At 61.8% G+C, this 19,284-nt stretch carries 20 protein-coding genes; 15 read left to right on the top strand and 5 right to left on the bottom strand.

Annotated features, from left to right (window positions below; genetic code table 11):
- Positions 1 to 29 precede the first annotated feature (29 nt).
- Positions 30 to 344, bottom strand: coding sequence for a co-chaperone GroES (gene groES / locus ACTJKL_RS10700; protein ID WP_026169069.1), 315 nt, complete (start codon positions 342 to 344; stop codon positions 30 to 32).
- Positions 345 to 368: 24 nt separating this feature from the next.
- Between groES and ACTJKL_RS10695 the strand changes: the two genes are divergently transcribed.
- Positions 369 to 539 carry a hypothetical protein gene (locus tag ACTJKL_RS10695; RefSeq protein ID WP_440852855.1) on the top strand — a complete coding sequence of 57 codons (171 nt, stop codon included), beginning with the start codon at positions 369 to 371 and terminating at the stop codon, positions 537 to 539.
- An 84-nt stretch (positions 540 to 623) separates the two neighbouring features.
- Positions 624 to 896 carry an usg protein gene (locus ACTJKL_RS10690; protein ID WP_338281100.1) on the top strand — a complete coding sequence of 91 codons (273 nt, stop codon included), beginning with the start codon at positions 624 to 626 and terminating at the stop codon, positions 894 to 896.
- A gap of 192 nt (positions 897 to 1,088) precedes the next feature.
- Here ACTJKL_RS10690 and ACTJKL_RS10685 read toward each other — a convergent pair whose 3' ends face one another.
- Positions 1,089 to 3,125: an oxidoreductase gene (locus ACTJKL_RS10685; protein ID WP_411933548.1), complete on the bottom strand. Its 2,037-nt coding sequence runs from the start codon at positions 3,123 to 3,125 to the stop codon at positions 1,089 to 1,091.
- A 143-nt stretch (positions 3,126 to 3,268) separates the two neighbouring features.
- Here ACTJKL_RS10685 and ACTJKL_RS10680 point away from each other — a divergent pair, with 143 nt between their 5' ends.
- The 3 genes from ACTJKL_RS10680 (at position 3,269) to ACTJKL_RS10670 (ending at position 6,074) form a co-directional block, all read left to right on the top strand.
- Positions 3,269 to 3,895, top strand: a complete 627-nt coding sequence (locus ACTJKL_RS10680; protein ID WP_100670317.1) for a TetR/AcrR family transcriptional regulator — start codon at positions 3,269 to 3,271, stop codon at positions 3,893 to 3,895.
- Positions 3,896 to 3,991: 96 nt separating this feature from the next.
- Positions 3,992 to 4,993, top strand: coding sequence for an ABC transporter substrate-binding protein (locus ACTJKL_RS10675; RefSeq protein WP_440852854.1), 1,002 nt, complete (start codon positions 3,992 to 3,994; stop codon positions 4,991 to 4,993).
- A 97-nt stretch (positions 4,994 to 5,090) separates the two neighbouring features.
- Entirely contained in the window at positions 5,091 to 6,074 is a 984-nt protein-coding gene (locus ACTJKL_RS10670; protein ID WP_411933549.1) for a L,D-transpeptidase family protein, read from the top strand.
- 39 nt (positions 6,075 to 6,113) lie between these two features.
- Here ACTJKL_RS10670 and arsK read toward each other — a convergent pair whose 3' ends face one another.
- Together arsK and ACTJKL_RS10660 are read right to left on the bottom strand one after the other, a co-directional pair.
- Complete coding sequence (arsK, locus tag ACTJKL_RS10665) at positions 6,114 to 7,319, bottom strand: arsenite efflux MFS transporter ArsK (protein ID WP_411933550.1); 1,206 nt, start codon at positions 7,317 to 7,319, stop codon at positions 6,114 to 6,116.
- A gap of 1 nt (position 7,320) precedes the next feature.
- Complete coding sequence (locus ACTJKL_RS10660) at positions 7,321 to 7,686, bottom strand: ArsR/SmtB family transcription factor (RefSeq protein ID WP_440852853.1); 366 nt, start codon at positions 7,684 to 7,686, stop codon at positions 7,321 to 7,323.
- 173 nt (positions 7,687 to 7,859) lie between these two features.
- Between ACTJKL_RS10660 and ACTJKL_RS10655 the strand changes: the two genes are divergently transcribed.
- From ACTJKL_RS10655 to ACTJKL_RS10630, 6 genes are all read left to right on the top strand, one after another.
- Positions 7,860 to 8,183, top strand: coding sequence for a hypothetical protein (locus tag ACTJKL_RS10655; RefSeq protein WP_440852852.1), 324 nt, complete (start codon positions 7,860 to 7,862; stop codon positions 8,181 to 8,183).
- Between the two features lie 27 nt (positions 8,184 to 8,210).
- Positions 8,211 to 8,339, top strand: a complete 129-nt coding sequence (locus ACTJKL_RS10650; RefSeq protein ID WP_272939026.1) for a hypothetical protein — start codon at positions 8,211 to 8,213, stop codon at positions 8,337 to 8,339.
- A 99-nt stretch (positions 8,340 to 8,438) separates the two neighbouring features.
- Positions 8,439 to 8,660, top strand: a complete 222-nt coding sequence (locus ACTJKL_RS10645) for a heavy-metal-associated domain-containing protein (protein WP_018099155.1) — start codon at positions 8,439 to 8,441, stop codon at positions 8,658 to 8,660.
- 201 nt (positions 8,661 to 8,861) lie between these two features.
- Positions 8,862 to 11,345: a heavy metal translocating P-type ATPase gene (locus ACTJKL_RS10640; RefSeq protein WP_411933551.1), complete on the top strand. Its 2,484-nt coding sequence runs from the start codon at positions 8,862 to 8,864 to the stop codon at positions 11,343 to 11,345.
- Positions 11,346 to 11,406: 61 nt separating this feature from the next.
- On the top strand, positions 11,407 to 11,850 hold the full coding sequence (gene cueR / locus ACTJKL_RS10635; protein WP_026169068.1) for a Cu(I)-responsive transcriptional regulator: 444 nt from the start codon (positions 11,407 to 11,409) through the stop codon (positions 11,848 to 11,850).
- A gap of 25 nt (positions 11,851 to 11,875) precedes the next feature.
- The gene (locus ACTJKL_RS10630; protein WP_440852851.1) at positions 11,876 to 14,095 is read left to right on the top strand and encodes a copper-transporting P-type ATPase; all 2,220 of its coding nucleotides are present in this window, start codon (positions 11,876 to 11,878) and stop codon (positions 14,093 to 14,095) included.
- Positions 14,096 to 14,109: 14 nt separating this feature from the next.
- On the opposite strand, the gene ACTJKL_RS10625 is transcribed toward ACTJKL_RS10630, so the two are convergent.
- On the bottom strand, positions 14,110 to 14,556 hold the full coding sequence (locus tag ACTJKL_RS10625) for a YqaA family protein (protein WP_411933552.1): 447 nt from the start codon (positions 14,554 to 14,556) through the stop codon (positions 14,110 to 14,112).
- A gap of 272 nt (positions 14,557 to 14,828) precedes the next feature.
- Here ACTJKL_RS10625 and ACTJKL_RS10620 point away from each other — a divergent pair, with 272 nt between their 5' ends.
- The 4 genes from ACTJKL_RS10620 to ACTJKL_RS10605 all read left to right on the top strand — a co-directional run bounded on the left by ACTJKL_RS10620 (position 14,829) and on the right by ACTJKL_RS10605 (position 19,279).
- A complete protein-coding gene (locus tag ACTJKL_RS10620) occupies positions 14,829 to 15,920 on the top strand; it encodes a glycosyltransferase family 4 protein (RefSeq protein ID WP_411933553.1) in 1,092 nt (363 codons plus the stop codon).
- 366 nt (positions 15,921 to 16,286) lie between these two features.
- Positions 16,287 to 16,499, top strand: coding sequence for a hypothetical protein (locus tag ACTJKL_RS10615; protein WP_018099148.1), 213 nt, complete (start codon positions 16,287 to 16,289; stop codon positions 16,497 to 16,499).
- 39 nt (positions 16,500 to 16,538) lie between these two features.
- Entirely contained in the window at positions 16,539 to 17,396 is an 858-nt protein-coding gene (locus tag ACTJKL_RS10610) for an N-formylglutamate amidohydrolase (RefSeq protein ID WP_411933554.1), read from the top strand.
- Positions 17,393 to 19,279: a flavohemoglobin expression-modulating QEGLA motif protein gene (locus ACTJKL_RS10605; RefSeq protein ID WP_440852850.1), complete on the top strand. Its 1,887-nt coding sequence runs from the start codon at positions 17,393 to 17,395 to the stop codon at positions 19,277 to 19,279. Before ACTJKL_RS10610 ends, ACTJKL_RS10605 begins: the two co-directional genes overlap by 4 nt.
- Positions 19,280 to 19,284 lie beyond the last annotated feature (5 nt).

Raw genomic sequence — 19,284 nt, 5'->3', positions numbered from 1 at the left:
GGCAGCTTGTTGACTGTATCTTCGCATTTTCAGGCGGCTATCTTCTCGGCGGCCTGGGCCTCGATGATTCCCATGACATCGCTTTCCTTCATGATCAGCAGATCTTCGCCGTCTATCTTGATCTCGGTGCCGGACCACTTGCCGAACAGGATGCGGTCGCCCACCTTGACGTCGAGCGGCTGGATCTGACCCTGTTCGCTGCGCGCGCCAGGACCTACAGCGATGACTTCGCCTTCCTGGGGCTTTTCCTTGGCAGTGTCGGGGATAATGATGCCGCCTTTGGTCTTCTCTTCGGACTCGACGCGGCGGACGAGAATACGATCATGAAGCGGTCGAAACGCCATGTTTTCCTCCATGGACAAACATTGATGATCTTGTTCCCCATCCCGGACCGGACGACCAATCCGGACGGGTGCGAAGCCTCGTTCGAGCACTTCGCGCGGGTTGATCTGGTTGGGCAAAAAATGGATTTCAAGAGGTCCCCGCAAAAAAATCAGCAGCGCTTCGACGCGGCTGCAACAGACTGGAAAGGAACCTGAATTTTCGTTGTGACGTTAAGGTCATGCCGGGGGCCCCGCAGGATCAGCGGGGAGCCGGCGAATGATATGTAACGGAGATGAAGTATGCAATTTTCATCGGATCTCGAGCGCCAGCTCAACGGTTACGGTCTCACGACCGCGCATATCCTCTACCGCATTCCCGATTTCGAATCCGTCCTGCAGACCTATGTCTGGCAGGATTACGACGTCGCACCGGAATTTCCCCAGATGCGAAAGTTCCTCGATTTCTGGCAGACCAAGCTGGACGGGCCGCTCCACTCCGTGCGGTTCACCCACAAACGGCTGATCGGCCCGAACGAGTGGCGGCAGGTGGATGGCGAATTCAACATACACTGATTTCCGGCGTTGAAAGGGCACTTGCGTCTCCCGCGCCAAGGCCTGTTGAGATTTGGAACAGCCGCCGCAGAACGCTTCCCGCGCCGCGGACGCGGCGCTGCTCTCATCTCTGTGACGAGCACAGAGACGAGGAAAAGGAGAGATTCCAGTCCCCGCCTGAAGGTGGGAACACGCCGGTGGATCTGCCTGGCGTCAGATATCCTTGAGAAGGCGGAGGGCGTCGTAGATCGCGGCGTGGGTGTTGCGCGCCGCGACCGCATCGCCGATCCGGAAGAGCTGGAACTTGCCCTCCGCGTTGCGGACGACCGATTGCGGTTCCCCGGCGATCAGCTGGTCGTGCGCGATCTCGCCCAGATTGCTGGAGAAGGGCTTCAGCTCGAAGTACAGGTCGTCGAGCGGGATGGTTCCGTGATTGACGACCACCTGGTCGAAAGTCCGCTGTTTGGAGATACCCCCGTAGTCGCTGCCGACATGAGCGACCAGTTGATTGCCGCTCTTTTCGACCGCTTCCAGACGGTAGGTGACGGTAAAGGTCACATCGAGCTTCTGCAGGGAACGCATGTAAGGCACGAGGTTCATCGCCATGACCTCCGGCGCAAAGGAGCGGTCGGGCGTCATGATCTCGACCCTTGCGCCGGCATTGGCGAGAAATTCGGCGGCCTGCAGAGCGGCGTGGTCGCCGGCGTCATCGAAGATCAGGACGTTGGTGCCCGGCTTCACATCGCCGGAAATAATGTCCCACGCCGACACGACCAGCTCGTTGCCCCTCGACAGCACCTCCGTATGCGGAAGCCCGCCGGTGGCGATGATGACGACGTCAGGATTTTCCGCCTGAATGGTCTCCGCTTCCGCCCAGGTATTGAAATGGAAGGTGACGCCGAGTTTTTCGCACTGGCTCATGCGCCAGTCGATGATGCTGATCATTTCCCGCCGGCGCGGGCTCTGCGCAGTCAGGCGGACCTGGCCGCCGGGGTCGCTTGCCGCCTCGAACACAACCACCTGGTGGCCACGCTCCCCCGCCACGCGTGCCGCCTCGAGACCGGCCGGTCCTGTCCCGACGACGACCACTTTCCTGCGACAGTGTGCCTTCGCGATGCTGTGCGGCATCGTCAGCTCGCGTCCGGTCGCAGCATTGTGGATGCAATAGGCGGCGCCCCCCTGGTAGATGCGGTCCAGACAGTAGTTCGCGCCTACGCAGGGGCGAATGTCGTCCTCCCGCTTCTCGATGATCTTGCGGACGATGTGCGGGTCGGTCATGTGGGCGCGGGTCATCCCGACCATGTCGACCTTGCCGGACGCAATCGCGTGGCGCGCGGTCGCGACGTCGGGGATCTTCGCCGCATGGAAGGTCGGGAAATTCGTCGCTGCGCGTATCTCGCCGGCGAAGTCCAGATGCGGCGAATTGGCCATGCCCTGAATAGGGATCACATCCGTCAGTCCGGGGTCGGTATCGATATGGCCGCGAATGATGTTCAGGTAGTCGATAAGTCCGCTTTCCTTGAGACGTTTCGAGATATCAAGACCTTCCGCCTTGTCCGTCCCCCCGGGAAGGCATTCATCGGCCGTGTATCGCACGCCCAGGATGAACTCGTCTCCGACACGTGCCCGGATCGCCTTCAGAACGTCGAAACAGAAGCGCATACGGTTGTCGAGCGAGCCGCCGTAAGGACCATCGAGTTCGTTCGTCAATGGCGAGGCGAACTGGTCGATGAGGTGACCGTAGGCCTCAAGTTCGACGCCGTCCATACCGCCGGCCTTCATGCGCTCGGCCGCATCGGCAAAATCCTTGATTATCCTGTCGATGTCCCAGTCTTCGATCTTCTTGGGAAAGGCGCGATGCGCCGCTTCGCGATGATGCGAGGGAGCGACGACCGGGAGCCAGTCTCCCTTGTCCCACCGCGTGCGCCGGCCGAGATGAGTGAGCTGGATCATGATCGCCGCCCCCTCCTCGTGCACGGCGTCGGTCATCTCCCGGATCCACGGCACGATCTCGTCCTTGTAGGCAAGCAGATTGTTGAAGACCGGCGGGCTATCCTTCGAGACGGCCGCCGAACCGGCGGTCATCGTCATCGCCACGCCGCCCCGCGCGCGCTCCACCGTATAGGCGCGATAGCGCGCCTTCGGCATGCCGTCCTCCGGATAGGCCGGCTCGTGCGCCGTTACGATGATGCGGTTGCGCAGCGTCAGGTGCTTCAGCTGGTACGGTTGAAGGAGGGGATCGTTCGGCATTTGCGGGGCTCCGGCTTGGACGTGGCGGCAGCGTAAGTGAAAATGTACACATGTGTCAACAAATCAGGCATTGAAGTCAGGGACGGAGACACTGATGTACATTTTTCTTGCGGGGATACCCGTCGATCTGCTAAATAGCGACGATGGAGCAGATAACGAGCGACAGCGGCTGGCGCGGTTCCCCGGATGTCTGGCTTGGAGCAGCCTACGAATCCCTGCTCGATGCCGGCATTGATGCGGTGAAGATCCAGCCGCTTGCGAAGAAGCTAAATCTGTCGCGGACGAGCTTTTACTGGTTTTTCAAGGACCGCGAGGAACTGCTCGACAGGCTCGTCTCGCGCTGGCGCGAAAAGAACACGGGCAATCTGGTAAGACAGTCCGAGGCCTATGCCGAGACGATTGCCGAAGCGATGCTCAACGTTTTCGACTGCTGGCTTGATGGCGGTCTCTTCGATTCTCAGTTCGAGTTCGCGGTGCGAAGCTGGGCCCTGCAGTCGCCTGAAATTCTTGCGGAAGTCCAAAGCGCCGATCAGCAGCGACTCGACGCGCTCACGCGCATGTTCCTGCGGTTCGGGCATGGCGAGGCGCGGGCCGATGTGCGTGCGCGCACGATTTATCTCGTGCAGATCGGCTACATCTCGATGCAGACGAAGGAAGACGTATCCGTGCGGATGAAGCGCATTCCGGAATATGTGGAGATCTTCACCGGACAAGCTCCGGAGCAGAGAGAGCTTGACCGCTTCTTCGCCCGGCACGGCTACTCCGGATAGCGACAGAGGGCGATAAAGAACGAGCGAGGCAGGAGCGGGCAGACGCGGCACCCTGCTCTTCGATAAGACGCCGCAAAAAGAAGAGGGAACAGTGTAATGAAAAAGCTGCTTGCGTCGACATGTCTGATGCTTGGCCTCATCGCAGGAGCATCGGCGTCGAATGCCGCCGAGTGCGGGAGCGTCACCATTGCCAGCATGAACTGGCAGAGTGCCGAGGTCCTCTCCAACCTGGACAAGTTCATTCTCAATGAAGGCTACGGCTGCAGTGCCGAGATCACGATCGGCGACACCGTGCCGACGATCACCTCCATGGCCGAAAAGGGCCAGCCCGATATCGCGCCGGAGGCGTGGATCGACCTCCTGCCCGATGTCGTCAAGAAAGGCCAGGACGACGGTCGTATCATCACAGTCGGCTCGCCGCTGCCCGACGGCGGCGTCCAGGGATGGTGGATCCCCCAATACCTCGCCGACGCACACCCCGACATCAAGACGATCAGCGACGCGCTGAAGCACCCCGAGCTCTTTCCGGCCCCCGAGGATCCAAGCAAGGGCGCGATCCTGAACGGACCGCAAGGCTGGGGCGGCACGGTGGTGACGACGCAGCTTTTCAGCGCGTTCGACGGCGAGAAGGCGGGCTTCACCCTGGTCGACACCGGCTCTGCTGCCGGCTTGGACGGGGCCATCGCCAAGGCCTATGAACGCAAGGAGGGTCTTCTTACCTATTACTGGTCTCCTACCGCCCTGCTCGGCAAATACAAGATGGTCAAGCTGGACCCCGGCGTGCCCCATGACGCGGCCGAATGGAAGCGCTGCAACACAGTAGCGGATTGCTCCGACCCCAAGCCGAATGCATGGCCGGTCGACACGATCGTGACGCTGGTTGCCAAGCCCTTCTCCGAGCGGGTCGGTCCCGAGGTCATGGACTATCTGACCAAGCGCTCCTGGAGCAACGATACCGTCAGCCAGCTCATGGCCTGGATGACCGACAATCAGGCCAGCGGTGAAGAAGGTGCGAAGCGCTTCCTCGAAGAGAACGAAGACATGTGGTCGAAGTGGGTCTCGCCTGAAGCCGCCGAGAAGATCAAAGCGGCGCTCTGACGGCATGCGCCCGTGCGGCGTGCGAGACGCACGCCGCATCCACTGCCAAGGGCAAGGAAATCAGCGGGCGGAACAAGTCGGGCCGGCTGGCCATTTGATGTTCATGAAGAACATCATCCTTGTCGCAGCCGCCCTGTCATTGGGCCTCCATTCCACCGCCAGCGCTGAAGAGCTTCAGCCGGAAGCCGTCAACAATGCGCCGATTGCCGCGATTGCGCCGGAAAGGCCGCCGAAAGAGCCGCCTCACCCGGATCCCGCCATCGTCCATCTCCAGATCCTCTTGGATCGCGCGGGGGCCTCTCCCGGGGTAATCGACGGCTACTACGGCGAGAATGTAACCAAGGCCGTCGCGGGATTCGAGGCCATGCAACGTCTTCCCGTCGATGGAAGGCTGGACCCTGAAGTCGTCAGCCGGCTTTCGCAGGATCAGCCTGTCATCCAGTCCTATGTCATCACCAAAGAGGATGCCAAGGATCTCGTCGATGAGATTCCCGACGACTATTCCAAGCAGGCCAAGATGGATCACCTCGGCTATACGAGCGTCGAGGAGAGGTTGTCCGAACGGTTTCACATGGACGTCGACCTTCTGAAGGCGCTGAATCCAGGTGCGTCGTTTACCGTCGGGGAGACGGTTTGGGTTGCAAAGCCCGGCGCCGCGAAGGAAGGCGCGGTCAAAAGGATAGAAGTGCGCAAACGAACGGGGCAAGTTCTGGCATTCGCCGAAGATGGTTCGCCGCTCGCTGCCTATCCCGCCTCCATCGGCAGCGAAGGGACCCCCTCCCCCATGGGCATCCACAAGGTAAAGGGGGTCGCGCGAATGCCCCCTTACGAATACGACCCCGATGTCAACTTCAAGCAGGGCGACAACAACAAGCCCCTGACCCTTCCCAAAGGCCCCAACAATCCGGTGGGAACCGTCTGGATCGATCTGACGGAGCCCACCTATGGAATCCACGGCACGCCCGAACCGTCCTTGATCGATAAAGCCCAGTCACACGGGTGCGTTCGTCTGACGAACTGGGACGCCGAGGAACTGGCGGCGATGGTCAAGCCGGGGGTGGTCGCCGAGTTCACCGACTGAACCTCAGTCGACTCCGAACCCGGCTGAGGCAACGCAGCGTCAAAGAGTGAGAGCATCCGGCCGACGCTTGGCGGCCGATGCCACCGCCACGAAGGCGCCCATGCCGACCGCGCCGAGGCCGGCATTGGCCAACAAGGCGACATCAGTGCCGAAACGTTCCATCAGGACGGAGAAGACAAAGGGTGCCATCGCGCCCGCCGCCAGCCGTGCGGCGGCCATTCTTCCCGTTATCGCACCGTAACCGGCCGATCCGAACAGCCAGAGCGGAAGCGATCCCTGCGCGATGCTGTTGATGCCCGATCCGAGACCGAGACAGATCGCGAAGACCACAGCCCCGGGCAGCCAGGTTCCGGAAAGACCGAGGATGACGATACCCGCTACGATGAGCGTGGCGGACAGGGTCGCGAGCATGGGCGGCAGCAAGTTTGCGCCGAATGTCATGTTGATGAGCCTGCTCAGAACCTGTGACGGTCCGAAGAGCGAGCCGATCATCACGGCTGCCGCCCCGAAGCCGATCGTTCCCAGCATCGGAACCATATGCGTCAGTATCGCGGAAAGCGTGAATCCCTGTAGGGCAAAGGCTAACGATACGAGAAGCATGCCACGCCGTCTGGCCTGTGCCGGAAGCGCGCCGGCAATCGCTTCCCGGTCCAGGCCGGCGGATTCGATCGCTGCAGACGTCCGGCTTCGCATGATCCAGCGATGCAGCGGGAGGCAGACGAGCAGGTTCAACGCCGCATAAGCGATGTAGATTTCGCGCCACGAGAGAAACTCTCCAAGGGTTGCGGCAATCGGCCAGAAGATCGTCGAAGCGAAGCCTCCGATCAACGTCAGATAGGTGATGCTGCGTGAAGCCGCCTTGGGACGAATTTCCACAAGTGCCGCAAAGGCCGCCTGATATTGCACCATGCCGGAGGCCACTTCCAGGAGGACTATGGCAATGGCGAACACGGCCGTCGAGGGAGACCAGGCGCACAGCAAAAGAGCCAGAGCGGAGACGGCCGAGCCGGAAGTCATAATCGTCGCGGCGCCGAACCGATCCATCCATCCCCCAACGAGAGGAGCCGATAGGCCGCCCACCAGCAGCGAAGCGGAAAACACGCCGAACACTTGCTCGACGGTCAGGCCGAGGTCGCGTGCCATTCCGGGCGCTAGAATGCTGAAGCTGTAATAGAGCGTGCCATAGCCGATGATCTGGGTGAGGCCGAGTGCGGCGACGATGCCCGCGGGGATCCCGGACTTCATATCAGCCGTTCCCGCCTTCGGCCGGCCCGGAGGATGCCACGCTGCACGGTTTGGGCCCGTTCAAGGATGCACGTACGCTGGCGTGTCCGACACAACAGTCCTCCATCAGGAACTTCACAAGATCGGCAAGGGTTTCGTAGCTGGCGCTGTAGACGATCGAGCGTGATTCGCGCCTCTGCGCGATCAATCCGGTCCGTTCCAGTTCCTTCAGGTGGAAGGAGACGTTCGAGGGCGAGACGCCCATCTTTTCTGCTATCGCGCCCGCAGCCATGCCCCCCGGCCCCGCAACGACGAGTGTTCTCACAATTTCCAGGCGCGTCTCCTGCGACAGGGCGGCGAAGGACGATCGGGCTTGTCGCTCTTCCATATTTCAATCTTCCTACAATAATTAAATTGATGCGTAGCCGACCTGACGCAGATCGGCAAGCCCGAAGTGAGATCACGCTCCTGAGCTTTAAATCCCTGGTCCGCGCAAGCGATGGAACGATCGGCCTGCCGATTGGTTTTCACACATCTGCTTCCGAGATAAAGGAGATTACAATGAAGGTACTCGCTACGATCCTTACGGCAATTTCGATTGCGGGCCTCGCATCCGGTACAGCCACGGCCGCCTGCAAAGATGGTACTTCGGCGGACACCACCGCCTCCATCAATGCCGAAAAGCCGGGGATGGCAAAGGACGGAACCAAGGCCCCGCTGGAAACCGGGAACAATGCTGCGAGCAAGGACGGTCAGACGATGCCTCTGGCTAACCAACAGGGCGGAGGAGACAAGAACCTCGCTACGTCGCAGCAGGATGCCGAAGCTCAGCAGTCAGGCGAGCAGGCAGCCGCCGCGAAGGCTGACGATTGCGTCGTCGAATGAAGCCGGCGGCCATTCGGGGCGGCCCGGATGATAAGGGCTGCGCGCAAGTTCGATGTCAGCACCTTGCCGCTGTCGCAGATGAATGCCGGCCAGCCGACCCCTTGCATGGAGGGCAACGGCTGGCGGGAGGCGGCAACACCGCTGAAGTGGCGGTGAACGGGCCGTAGCGCCCGAAAATAAAGTCCGGGCGCTCCCTTGACCCTGACATCGTTGGAAGATGCATGCTGTGGCAGTTTCGTGAAGCAAGGGTGTTCCATGTACGATATCAGCATATCCGATATGACCTGCAGCCACTGCGCCGGCACCGTCGAAAAGGCGGTGAAATCAGTCGATCCGAACGCCAAGGTCACCGTTGATCTCCGGGCGAAAATCGCATCGATCGAGTCCGACATTGGTCCCGCTGCCTTTGTCGCCGCCATTGAGGATGCCGGTTACAAGGCGTCCATTGGCAATGCCTGCTGCAGCCAAGGCATCTGAATGCCCCGGTAAGGCCGGAGCCTGGAGCGGTTCGGTGTTTCACCGAACCGCTCCAAGTATTTGATACGACGTCCTTCCGAGCCGAAGACCCTACGCACTTCCCACTGCTGTTTGCCGTGGAGAGAAGAAAACACGCAAAGGTGCTTGACCTTCCCATTATTGGAAGGATTATGAAGGGTGCAGTTTGGAAAGGACCTTCCGATGACTGCACTGAAAAAGATCGAAAAATCCACACCGATTCCGATTCCCACCGACTTCGGCATTGAGGGCATGACGTGTGCCTCCTGCGTCCGACGCGTCGAAGAGGCGATCACCGCGGTGCCGGGCGTGGCCTCTGCGAATGTCAACCTGGCGACGGAACGGGCAACGGTTCAGTTCGATGGAGAGCCGGACACGCCTGCGGTGCTCCGCGCGATCGAGAAAGCCGGCTACGCGCCGAGGATCGCCACCGAGGAACTCCAGATCGAAGGCATGACCTGCGCCTCCTGTGTTTCTCGCGTAGAGAAGGCGTTGAAGGCCGTCCCCGGCGTGGCGGATGCGGCCGTTAATCTTGCGACGCAGAAGGCGACCGTGCGCCTGCTTTCCGGAACCGTCGACATGTCCGCCCTCGACGCTGCTGTCCGCGGTGCCGGATACGAGCTTCGCAAGACGAAGGCCGCCGAGGCTTCGGCAGGCGAAGAGGATCACCGCGTCACCGAGCTCCGCTCTCTCAGATACGCCGTGACGATCTCGGCGCTGATGACCCTTCCGCTTTTCCTGGTCGAAATGGGGTCACATTTCATTCCAGGCGTCCATGAGCTGATCATGGGTACGATCGGCATGCGAAACAATCTGTACCTTCAGTTTGCACTCGCCACGTTCGTCCTCTTCGGACCGGGGCTGCGGTTCTTCCGGAAGGGCGTGCCGAACCTTCTGCGCTGGACGCCCGACATGAACTCGCTGGTCGTCCTCGGGACCACCGCCGCATGGGGCTATTCGGTCGTGGCGACCTTCGGCCCCGGCGTTCTGCCTTCGGGAACGGCAAATGTCTATTACGAGGCCGCCGCCGTGATCGTCACCCTGATCCTCCTCGGCCGCTATCTCGAAGCACGGGCGAAGGGTCGCACGAGCCAGGCGATCAAGCGGCTCGTCGGCCTGCAGCCGAAAACGGCTTTCGTGCTGCGCGGCGGCGAATTCGTCGAGGCGCAAATCAGCGAGGTCGTGGCCGGTGACGTCATCCGCATTAGGCCCGGTGAGAAGATCCCCGTGGACGGCATGGTCATCGACGGCAGCTCCTATGTCGACGAGTCGATGATCACCGGTGAACCCCTTCCCATCCAGAAGACGGCCGACAGCGTGGTGGTCGGCGGCACGATCAACAAGACCGGGTCCATCACCCTCAAGGCCACCAAGGTCGGCAATGACACGCTGCTTGCGCAGATCATCAAACTGGTCGAAGCCGCCCAAGGCTCGAAGCTGCCGATCCAGGCCCTGGTCGACAGGGTTACCGGATGGTTCGTTCCGGCCGTGATTCTCGCAGCCGTGCTGACTTTTGCCGCCTGGTACGCCTACGGCCCCTCGCCTGCGCTCTCATTCGCCCTCGTGAATGCTGTCGCGGTCCTGATCATCGCCTGCCCTTGTGCGATGGGCCTGGCGACCCCGACCTCGATCATGGTCGGTACCGGCCGCGCCGCCGAACTCGGCATTCTGTTCCGCAAGGGAGAGGCTCTCCAGAGCCTGCGCGACGCCGATGTGGTCGCGCTCGACAAGACCGGGACTTTGACGAAGGGCCGCCCGGAACTGACCGACCTCGTCGCTGCAGAGGGCTTCGAGGCCGACGAAGTGCTCTTCCTCGTCGCGAGTCTTGAAACGCTTTCCGAGCATCCGATCGCGGAGGCCATCGTGTCGGCGGCAAAGTCCAAGGGGATCGCGACGGCCGCGGTCGCCGGCTTCGAAGCGACCCCCGGTTTTGGCGTAAGCGGATCGGTGTCCGGGCGGCAGGTGCTGGTCGGCGCGGACCGCGCGCTCGCCACGAAAGTGATCGACGTTTCCGGTTTCTCGACCGAGGCCGAGCGGCTCGGCGCCAGTGGCAAGTCGCCGCTCTATGCGGCCATCGACGGGCGGCTGGCGGCGATCATCGCAGTGTCGGATCCGGTCAAGGAAACGACGCCTCAGGCGATCAAGTCCCTGCATGAGCTCGGCCTCAAAGTGGCGATGATCACCGGTGACAACCGCCGCACTGCCGAGGCGATCGCCAGAAAGCTCGGCATTGACGAAGTCGTCGCCGAGGTCTTGCCGGAAGGCAAGGTAGAGGCGATCAGAAAGCTTCGACAGGACGGCCGGTCGGTGGCGTTCATCGGCGACGGCATCAATGATGCGCCGGCTCTCGCCGAAGCGGATGTCGGCATCGCCGTCGGGACGGGAACCGACATCGCGATAGAAAGCGCCGACGTCGTGCTGATGTCCGGCGACTTGAACGGCGTTGCGAAGGCGATCGCGCTCAGCAAGGCGACGATCCTGAACATCAAGCAGAATCTGTTCTGGGCATTCGCCTATAACGTCAGTCTCATACCGGTCGCAGCCGGCGTGCTTTACCCGGTGAATGGCATCCTGCTTTCGCCGATTTTCGCGGCAGCGGCCATGGCGATGTCGAGCGTTTTCGTCCTCGGCAATGCGTTGCGGCTGAAATCGGTCAACCCGGCATGAAGGCGCAGGTGCGAGGGCGACCGGCCGGCCGCAATCGACGCTCGCAGAAAAGGAGAAACACATGAATATCGGCGAAGCCTCCAAGGCCAGCGGCGTCTCCTCCAAAATGATCCGCTACTACGAACAGATCGGGCTTATCAGTCCCGCCCTTCGAACCGCGTCCAGCTATCGGACTTACGGCGACAACGACGTCCATACGCTTCGCTTCGTGCGCCGGGCACGCGATCTGGGGTTTTCGGTGGAGCAGATCAAGGAACTGCTTGCCCTCTGGCGCGACCGGTCCAGGGCGAGTTCCGACGTCAAGGCGGTCGCCCTGGAACACATCGCGGAACTGGAACGCAAGATAGCCGCCATCCAGGAAATGACGCGGACGCTCAAGCATCTCGCGGGCCATTGTCACGGCGACGATCGGCCGGACTGCCCGATCATCGAAGAAATCGCGAACGGGTCCGCCCGGGTGAATACCGAGGTCAATCCCCGCTTCGGCGTCGCGTCGCTGAAATAGCGTCCAACTCGGAACGGAGGCTTCGATGGCAGATCAAAAAGATCATGGGGATCGACACCACCATCACCGCCATAATGCGCAAGGCGAGAACCAGGCCCGCACGCAAAAGCGCGCGGTCGCCGCTCAGGCAGAGGACGCGATCTACACCTGCCCCATGCATCCGCAGGTAAGACAGGTTGGCCCCGGGAACTGCCCGATCTGCGGCATGGCGCTGGAGCCGGAAATCGTGACTAATGAAACAGGACCGAGCCCGGAACTCGCCGACATGCGTCGGCGGTTCTGGATCAGTCTCGTCCTGGCAATGCCTGTGCTGATACTGGAGATGGGCGGCCATCTCGTCGATCTACACATGCTCCTCACGCCGCAAATGTCGAACTGGCTGCAGCTCGTCCTTGCCACGCCGGTGGTCCTGTGGGGTGGCTGGCCGTTCTTCGAAAGGGCGTGGCGGTCCATTATCGCGCGGCACCTGAACATGTTCACGCTGATCGCCATGGGCACGGGAGCTGCCTGGGTCTACAGTGTCGTTGCGACAGCAGCGCCGGGCCTGTTTCCGGCAACGTACCGTTCCGACGGCGGAGCGGTTGCGGTCTATTTCGAAGCGGCTGCCGTGATCACGGTGCTGGTCCTGCTCGGCCAGGTTCTGGAACTGCGCGCCCGGGAACAGACGGGCGGCGCCATAAGGGCGTTGCTCGACCTTGCGCCCAAGACCGCTCGCCGCATCGAAGGTGAGGGTAACGAAGTGGACGTACCCCTGGAAGCCGTGGCCGTCGGTGACTGGCTGCGCGTACGGCCGGGCGAGAAAGTGCCTGTAGACGGCAAGCTCATCGAAGGCCGCAGTTCGGTGGACGAGTCGATGATCACCGGCGAATCCATGCCGGTCACCAAGGAAGCCGGCGCTCACCTTATAGGCGGCACCGTGAACAAGACGGGTGGCTTCGTCATGGAGGCGGGCAAGGTGGGACGCGATACCATGCTGTCGCGGATCGTGCGGATGGTAGGCGAAGCGCAGCGCTCGCGCGCCCCTATCCAGCGTTTGGCCGACGAGGTCTCCGGCTGGTTCGTTCCCGCCGTCATCGCGACCGCCGTCGCCGCCTTCGCCACCTGGATGTGGCTCGGACCGGAGCCGCGATTCATTCACGGCCTTGTCGCTGCGGTCGCGGTGCTCATCATCGCCTGCCCCTGCGCCCTCGGTCTCGCCACACCGATGTCGATCATGGTCGGCGTAGGGCGCGGCGCGCGCTTGGGCGTGCTCATAAAGAATGCCGAGGCACTGGAGCGGTTCGAGAAAGTAGATACGCTGGTGGTCGACAAGACAGGAACGCTTACCGAAGGCAAGCCCAGGGTGACGTCGATCGTCGCGACCGAAGGGTTGGGCGAGAATGAGCTTCTCCAATTGGCCGCAAGCCTCGAAAGGGGGAGTGAGCATCCGCTGGCAGACGCAATCGTCGACGCCGCGGCGGCGCGCGATCTAACCTTGGGCAAGGCGGAGGATTTCGACAGCCCGGTCGGCAAAGGCGTCACGGGTTCGGTCGATGGCCGGAAGCTGATCATCGGCAGTCACCGGATCATGGAAGAAGAAAGCGTCGATGTGTCAGCCCTTGCGAAAGAAGCCGAACGTCTTCGCGGCGAAGGAGCAACCGTCATTTTCGTGGCCATCGACGGCCGCGTCGGCGGTCTCTTCGCGATTTCCGATCCCATCAAGGCGACAACCCCCGATGCCATGCGAACATTGATGAATGAGGGCATCCGTGTCGTCATGCTCACCGGGGACAACAAGACCACCGCCAAAGCCGTCGCGCGCAAACTCGGGATCGAAGACGTCGAGGCCGAAGTGCTTCCGGATCACAAAAGCGAAATCGTCGCGCGCCTGCGTCAGCACGGACGTATCGTCGCCATGGCTGGAGACGGTGTTAATGACGCCCCCGCGCTCGCTGCGGCCGATGTCGGCATTGCCATGGGGACCGGGACGGACGTAGCAATCGAGAGCGCCGGCGTGACCCTGATCAAAGGCGACCTTCAGGGAATCGCCCGGGCACGGCAGTTGAGCCATGCGACGATGAAGAATATCCGCCAGAACCTGTTTTTCGCCTTCATATACAACGCCGCGGGTGTCCCCGTCGCCGCAGGCATTCTCTATCCTACCTTCGGCCTCTTGCTCTCACCGATCATCGCAGCGGCGGCAATGGCGCTTTCGTCGGTCAGCGTAATCGCCAATTCACTGAGACTGAGAGGCGTCCGGATATAGCAAATGCGAGCGTCTCAAAAACCGAGAACGGCTTTGGCGCCGAGAGTGGCCGCGGCAAGGAAGACGTATCGGCCCGTCTTGGCGATGGCGACGAGGATCAGGAAGGACCAGAGCGGCTCGCGCAACACGCCGGCGATCACGGTGAAGGCGTCGCCGAAAACGGGCATCCAGGAAAAAAGCAGGGTCCAGCGGCCGTAGCGCCGGTACCATCCGCCTGCCCTTTCAAGCGACGCCTCCTTCACCGGGAACCATGGTCTGTCGTGAAAACGATCGATGAACCTCCCGAGGAACCAATTGCATACGGCTCCGAGGATATTGCCGAGGCTCGCCACGACGATAAGTGCCACGAGCGAAAACTTGCCTGAAGCGAGCAGCCCCACCAGCAACGGCTCGGACTGGAACGGCAGGATGGTCGCTGCCCCGAAGGCGACGAGGAAGAGGCCGGCGTAAGCTGCGGTCATGGGTTTTCAGGTCTCTTCACTGGTCGACATCATCATAAAACCCCTGGTTATTATCGTCACGAAATCGCTACCATAAGTGGCGCGGACAGCTTCCCTGCGGCTGCAAGGCGGACGGCCATGCAGCCGCAGGTGCGTGCGCGCGGTCCAACTCTGCAAACACAGCCGGCACTCCGGAACAAGAGCGGCTCTCCGACAATTGTGCAGGGGTGAGAACATCCTTCTTATCGCCGAGGTACGTCCTGCCGACGCCCCTCGATATCAGGAGTTGAGCGATGAAAATTGCGCAGATCGCACCCCTTGCAGAACGCGTCCCGCCGAAGCTTTACGGAGGCACGGAGCGAATCGTCCATTGCCTGACCGAAGAACTCGTAAGGCTGGGCCATGACGTGACCCTTTTTGCCAGCGGCGATTCGCTTACAAGTGCCGAGCTGGTGCCCTGTTGCGATGTCGCGCTCAGGCTCAATCCGAAAGTTCAAGATTTCCTTCCCCATCACATCGCAATGCTGGAAGAGGTCCGCCGCCGCGCGCCTCAATTCGACGTTCTGCATTTCCATATCGAATTCCTGCATTTCCCCCTGATCAGAGATTTCGCCGACAGGACGGTGACGACACTTCATACACGCCTCGATCTGCCCGATCTGCAACCCTTCTACCTCGCCTTCCCGGATATCCCCCTGGTTTCGATATCGCAGCACCAGCGAGCGCCGATGCCGCCGGTCAACTGGAGGGGCACCGTGCTGCATGGACTGGACCCGACGGTCTTGATGCTGCGGGAAAGACGATCTGACGGGTATCTGGCATTCCTCGGGCGCATTGCACCGGAGAAGGGTCCCGACCGCGCGATCGAAATCGCCGCACGGACCGGCATGCCTCTGAAGATCGCTGCGAAGATCGACACCCAGGATCGCGCCTATTGGGAAGCAGTCGTCGAACCTCTCGTCGCAAGCCATTCCAACGTCGAATACATCGGCGAAATAGACGAAAGCCAGAAGGCGGACTTCCTCGGCAATGCGGCAGCACTCCTTTTTCCGATAAACTGGCCGGAACCTTTCGGCCTCGTGATGATCGAGGCGATGGCCTGCGGCACTCCGGTGCTTGCCTTCCGCTACGGCTCGGCGCCGGAGGTGATCGACGACGGCGTGTCGGGGATCCTGGTCGACACGGTCGAGCAAGCGGTCGAAAGCCTCGAACGCGTGCTGGAACTCGACAGGCGTAAGGTTCGCGAGAGCTTCGAGAGACGGTTCACTACCGAACGGATGACACGCGATTATCTAGACATTTACCAGAACCTTCCGGGTGTCCTGAGGCAGACCGCCCCCACCCCGCCAGGTGAGCCCAAGAAAGTCGGCCTCGAGGCGGCATGAGGAACGCATCGGACAACGGATAATATTTTTCTGCGGCGCCTTTGACGAAAGACGCCTGACGCGAAGGATGCCATCGCGTCAGGCGTTATCCGTTCATGAAGGGCTCGCTCCTGTTGCTCCGAAACGGGTTCCTCGTGGCGCTCGGCTTTGCTGCAAGTTTCGCCGTCGTCTATCTGGCCTACCGGCTTCTGACGTCATGAGACTGATGGCTTAGTCGTTGGCGTCAAACCGGATTTTGCCTCCGGACCGGTACAATCGGGAGCAGGATCAAAGTCGCAATGGACCGGGAACGTCCAGAAGCCCGGAGCGTTTTCGCATATGTGGCAGCCGGCTGGCGTCGCGAAACTCAAGACCTGGAGTAGAGCCATGGAACTGACGAACGCGCGTAAACTTGCGACCGAGTACCTGCGTCTCGGCGGCCATCGCCGGGTGGTCATCGACGATAACCAGACATCGGTCAGGAATTGGGAGAACGAGCCCAAGGAGGCGGAAGACTTCTGGAGGACGAACATCGAGACGCTGTCGCCGCAGATGCAGCGCGAAGTGGAACTCCTCCTTCCGACGATCAATCGTGCCTGAGGCGCCTGGAACCGAAATCGCGATCCGGAATTTTAATCCGTGAACGCGCCCGCGGAAGCGACGGACATGAATCTTGCCTCTGAACAGTTGCTGGATCTGACGCCATCCGCCACATCCGCCTGGTGGACCCAGCACCGTGGCGATACGCCCGTCGTCGCGACCGCCATTCACGACGGCCATGGCACGCGTGCCGCGGTGCGGCGCATGTTCGCGATTTCCGAAGAAGAACGTCTGCGGGAGGAGGATCCCTTCACCGAGTTCCTGATCCGCGACTTCGCCAATCGGATCATCGTCCATCGTTCGCGGTTCGAGGTCGACATCAATCGTCCCCGCGGCGGCGCAGTCTACCTGCGGCCGGAACAGGCCTGGGGCCTGGAAGTATGGGCGGAAGAACCGCCGCAGGCCCTCGTCGATGCATCCCTTTCCATGCACGACGAGTATTATGCGATGCTGACATCGTTCCTGGCCGGTATCGAACGCTGCCACGGACGCTTCGTCGTCATCGACGTCCACAGCTACAATCATCGCCGTGCCGGACCGGAAGCGGAGCCGGCGCTTTCGACCGATGCGCCGGACATCAATATCGGCACCATCTCGATGGATCGCCGAAAATGGGCGCACGTGGTCGACACCTTCATGGCGGCGCTTCGCTCCTGCGATTTTCCCGGCCGACCACTGGACGTGCGCGAAAACATCGCCTTTCAGGGTCGGGGCGAACAGACGCGCTTCATCCATGAGCACTTCCCCGACACGGGCTGCGCCATCGCCGTCGAATTCAAGAAGGTCTTCATGGAGGAATGGACGGGCGAGCCGCGCCCTGAAGTGCTCGCAGCGCTCAGAAGATTGCTCGCCTCCACGCTGCCTGCACTCAACGACGCTTTGGAGCGGGGTCGATGAAGCTTGCGCGCATACCCATCGAGGCGGGGGTCGATCCTCCCGATTGGCTGGCGGAGGCGCTGGCCGCGATCGAGGCAGGCAGGGCCGTGCGCAAGGAGTTCGAAGGCGGCGGACGCCTCCACATCGACCGCGCCCTGCCCTTTCTCTGCGTGCACTTGGCCGGCAGCGACGGGGCACCCGTTGCGCGCGAAGTGGTCCGCGCGAACGCCTCCCACCTGCTCGCGCAGGATGCTGCCACGGCGAAACCTATCGTCGCCGCAATCGGAAAACTGCTCGAGCGTCGCTTCGGCGCCTTCATGGTGCTCGAAATGGACGAACTCGCGCAGGATGAGCTCCTGACCGACAATGCGCCTTTGCTGCCGCCCTTCAAGGTCGAAGTGATGGCGGGCGCCGAGGGAGATATTCGAGCCGCAGCAATGGCCTTCGTCGACGCCGTCGAAGCGATCCCCGCGAAGTTCCGAACGCCGCGGGTCGAACTCCATGAGCGGCCGCAGGATTCCGCACTGGAGGGAGAGACGCTCGAGCTGCCATTCCCCTCGATGCGGGTTCGTTTCGCTCCGGTCTACCGGCAGCGCAATTCCGGCCGGATCTTCCCGGAAGTGCGCGAGCGGCTGATCGCGAGCATCTTCGATGCCGCCCTGCACGCCTTCGCCGCCTTCGCCCGGTCGACGCGCAGCCTCGAATTCCCGACCCATCGCGCCCTCGGCAGAAAGGCATTCATCGATGCCGTGGAGCGTACCGACCGCAGCATCGACGAAGTCGCCTCGAGCTTCGATTTTCTTCTCGCCGTCACGCCGATAAACGCGGAAGCCGCCTGGAGCGAATTCGCGGCGGGCGATTTCGCGCGCGCGCCGCGTTTCCTCTACCGGCCTTTGATCATCGAGATAGAAGCCGCAAAGAAGACGCTGTTCTCGATCCCCTTCGATCACCTCGAAGACCCGGTGCTCTATCAGCTCTACCGTGAAAAGCAGCAGGAAGTCGATCTGCAGCTGACGATGCTCTCCGCCCGTGAAACGAAGAAGTTCGTCGAGTTCGGCCGTGCACTGTACGGTCCGGTCGAGCCGGACCTCCTGCGCGCGGCCGAAGAGATCCTCGCCCGCACCCGGAAAATCGCCGCGCACCCGCAAGCACCCGCCGAACGGCGTGCCGACAGCCGTTTCGTCGAAATGCGGGCGGGCGAGATGATCGCCGCATATGCCCGGCAGTATGCGGACTTCGAAGCGCTCGTGGAGGTGCGGGACGATCTTCCCGCCGGGTTGCTGGTTTCGGGAAGGCGGCTCTTGATCGCGCGCAGCACGGTCATGGAGCCCGATCGTGTCGATCCGATCCTCAGCCACGAAATCGGCGTTCACCTCCTGACCTATTTCAATGGATCGGCGCAGGGGCTTCGCCTGTTTCGCTCCGGTCTTGCCGGGTATGAAGGAATGCAGGAGGGCCTTGCGGTCTTCGCGGAATATCTTTCGGGGGGAATGACCGGCGAGCGGCTGCGTCTTCTCGCCGCCCGTGTGCTCGCCTGCGCCGCGATGATCGATGGCGCGTCCTTGCCGGAGGTGTACCGCCTGCTCGTCAAGGAACACGGATTCCAGAGGGCTGACGCCTTCAACGTCGTTCTGCGGGTATATCGCGGCGGTGGCCTCGTCAAGGACGCGATCTACCTGCGCGGACTTCTGGAACTCCTCGATCATCTCGCAGCCGGGGGCGCGCTCGAACCCTTCTGGATGGGCAAGATCGCCGCCTCCCATTTTGCCGTCATGCAGGAACTTCATGCCCGTGGACTGCTCGGCGGTCCTTCGGTTCGACCCATGTTTCTGGATGGTCCGGAAGCGCCGACGCGGCTTGCCAGAGCGCGCGAGCGGATGGCTCCGCTCGATATGCTGCAATAGGAGCG

The organism is Sinorhizobium sp. 22678, assembly GCF_052044265.1.
In the GTDB taxonomy this organism is placed as follows: domain Bacteria; phylum Pseudomonadota; class Alphaproteobacteria; order Rhizobiales; family Rhizobiaceae; genus Sinorhizobium; species Sinorhizobium meliloti_A.
The sequence above is the reverse complement of the archived record's forward strand: the minus strand, read 5'-3'. Positions and strand labels throughout refer to the sequence as shown.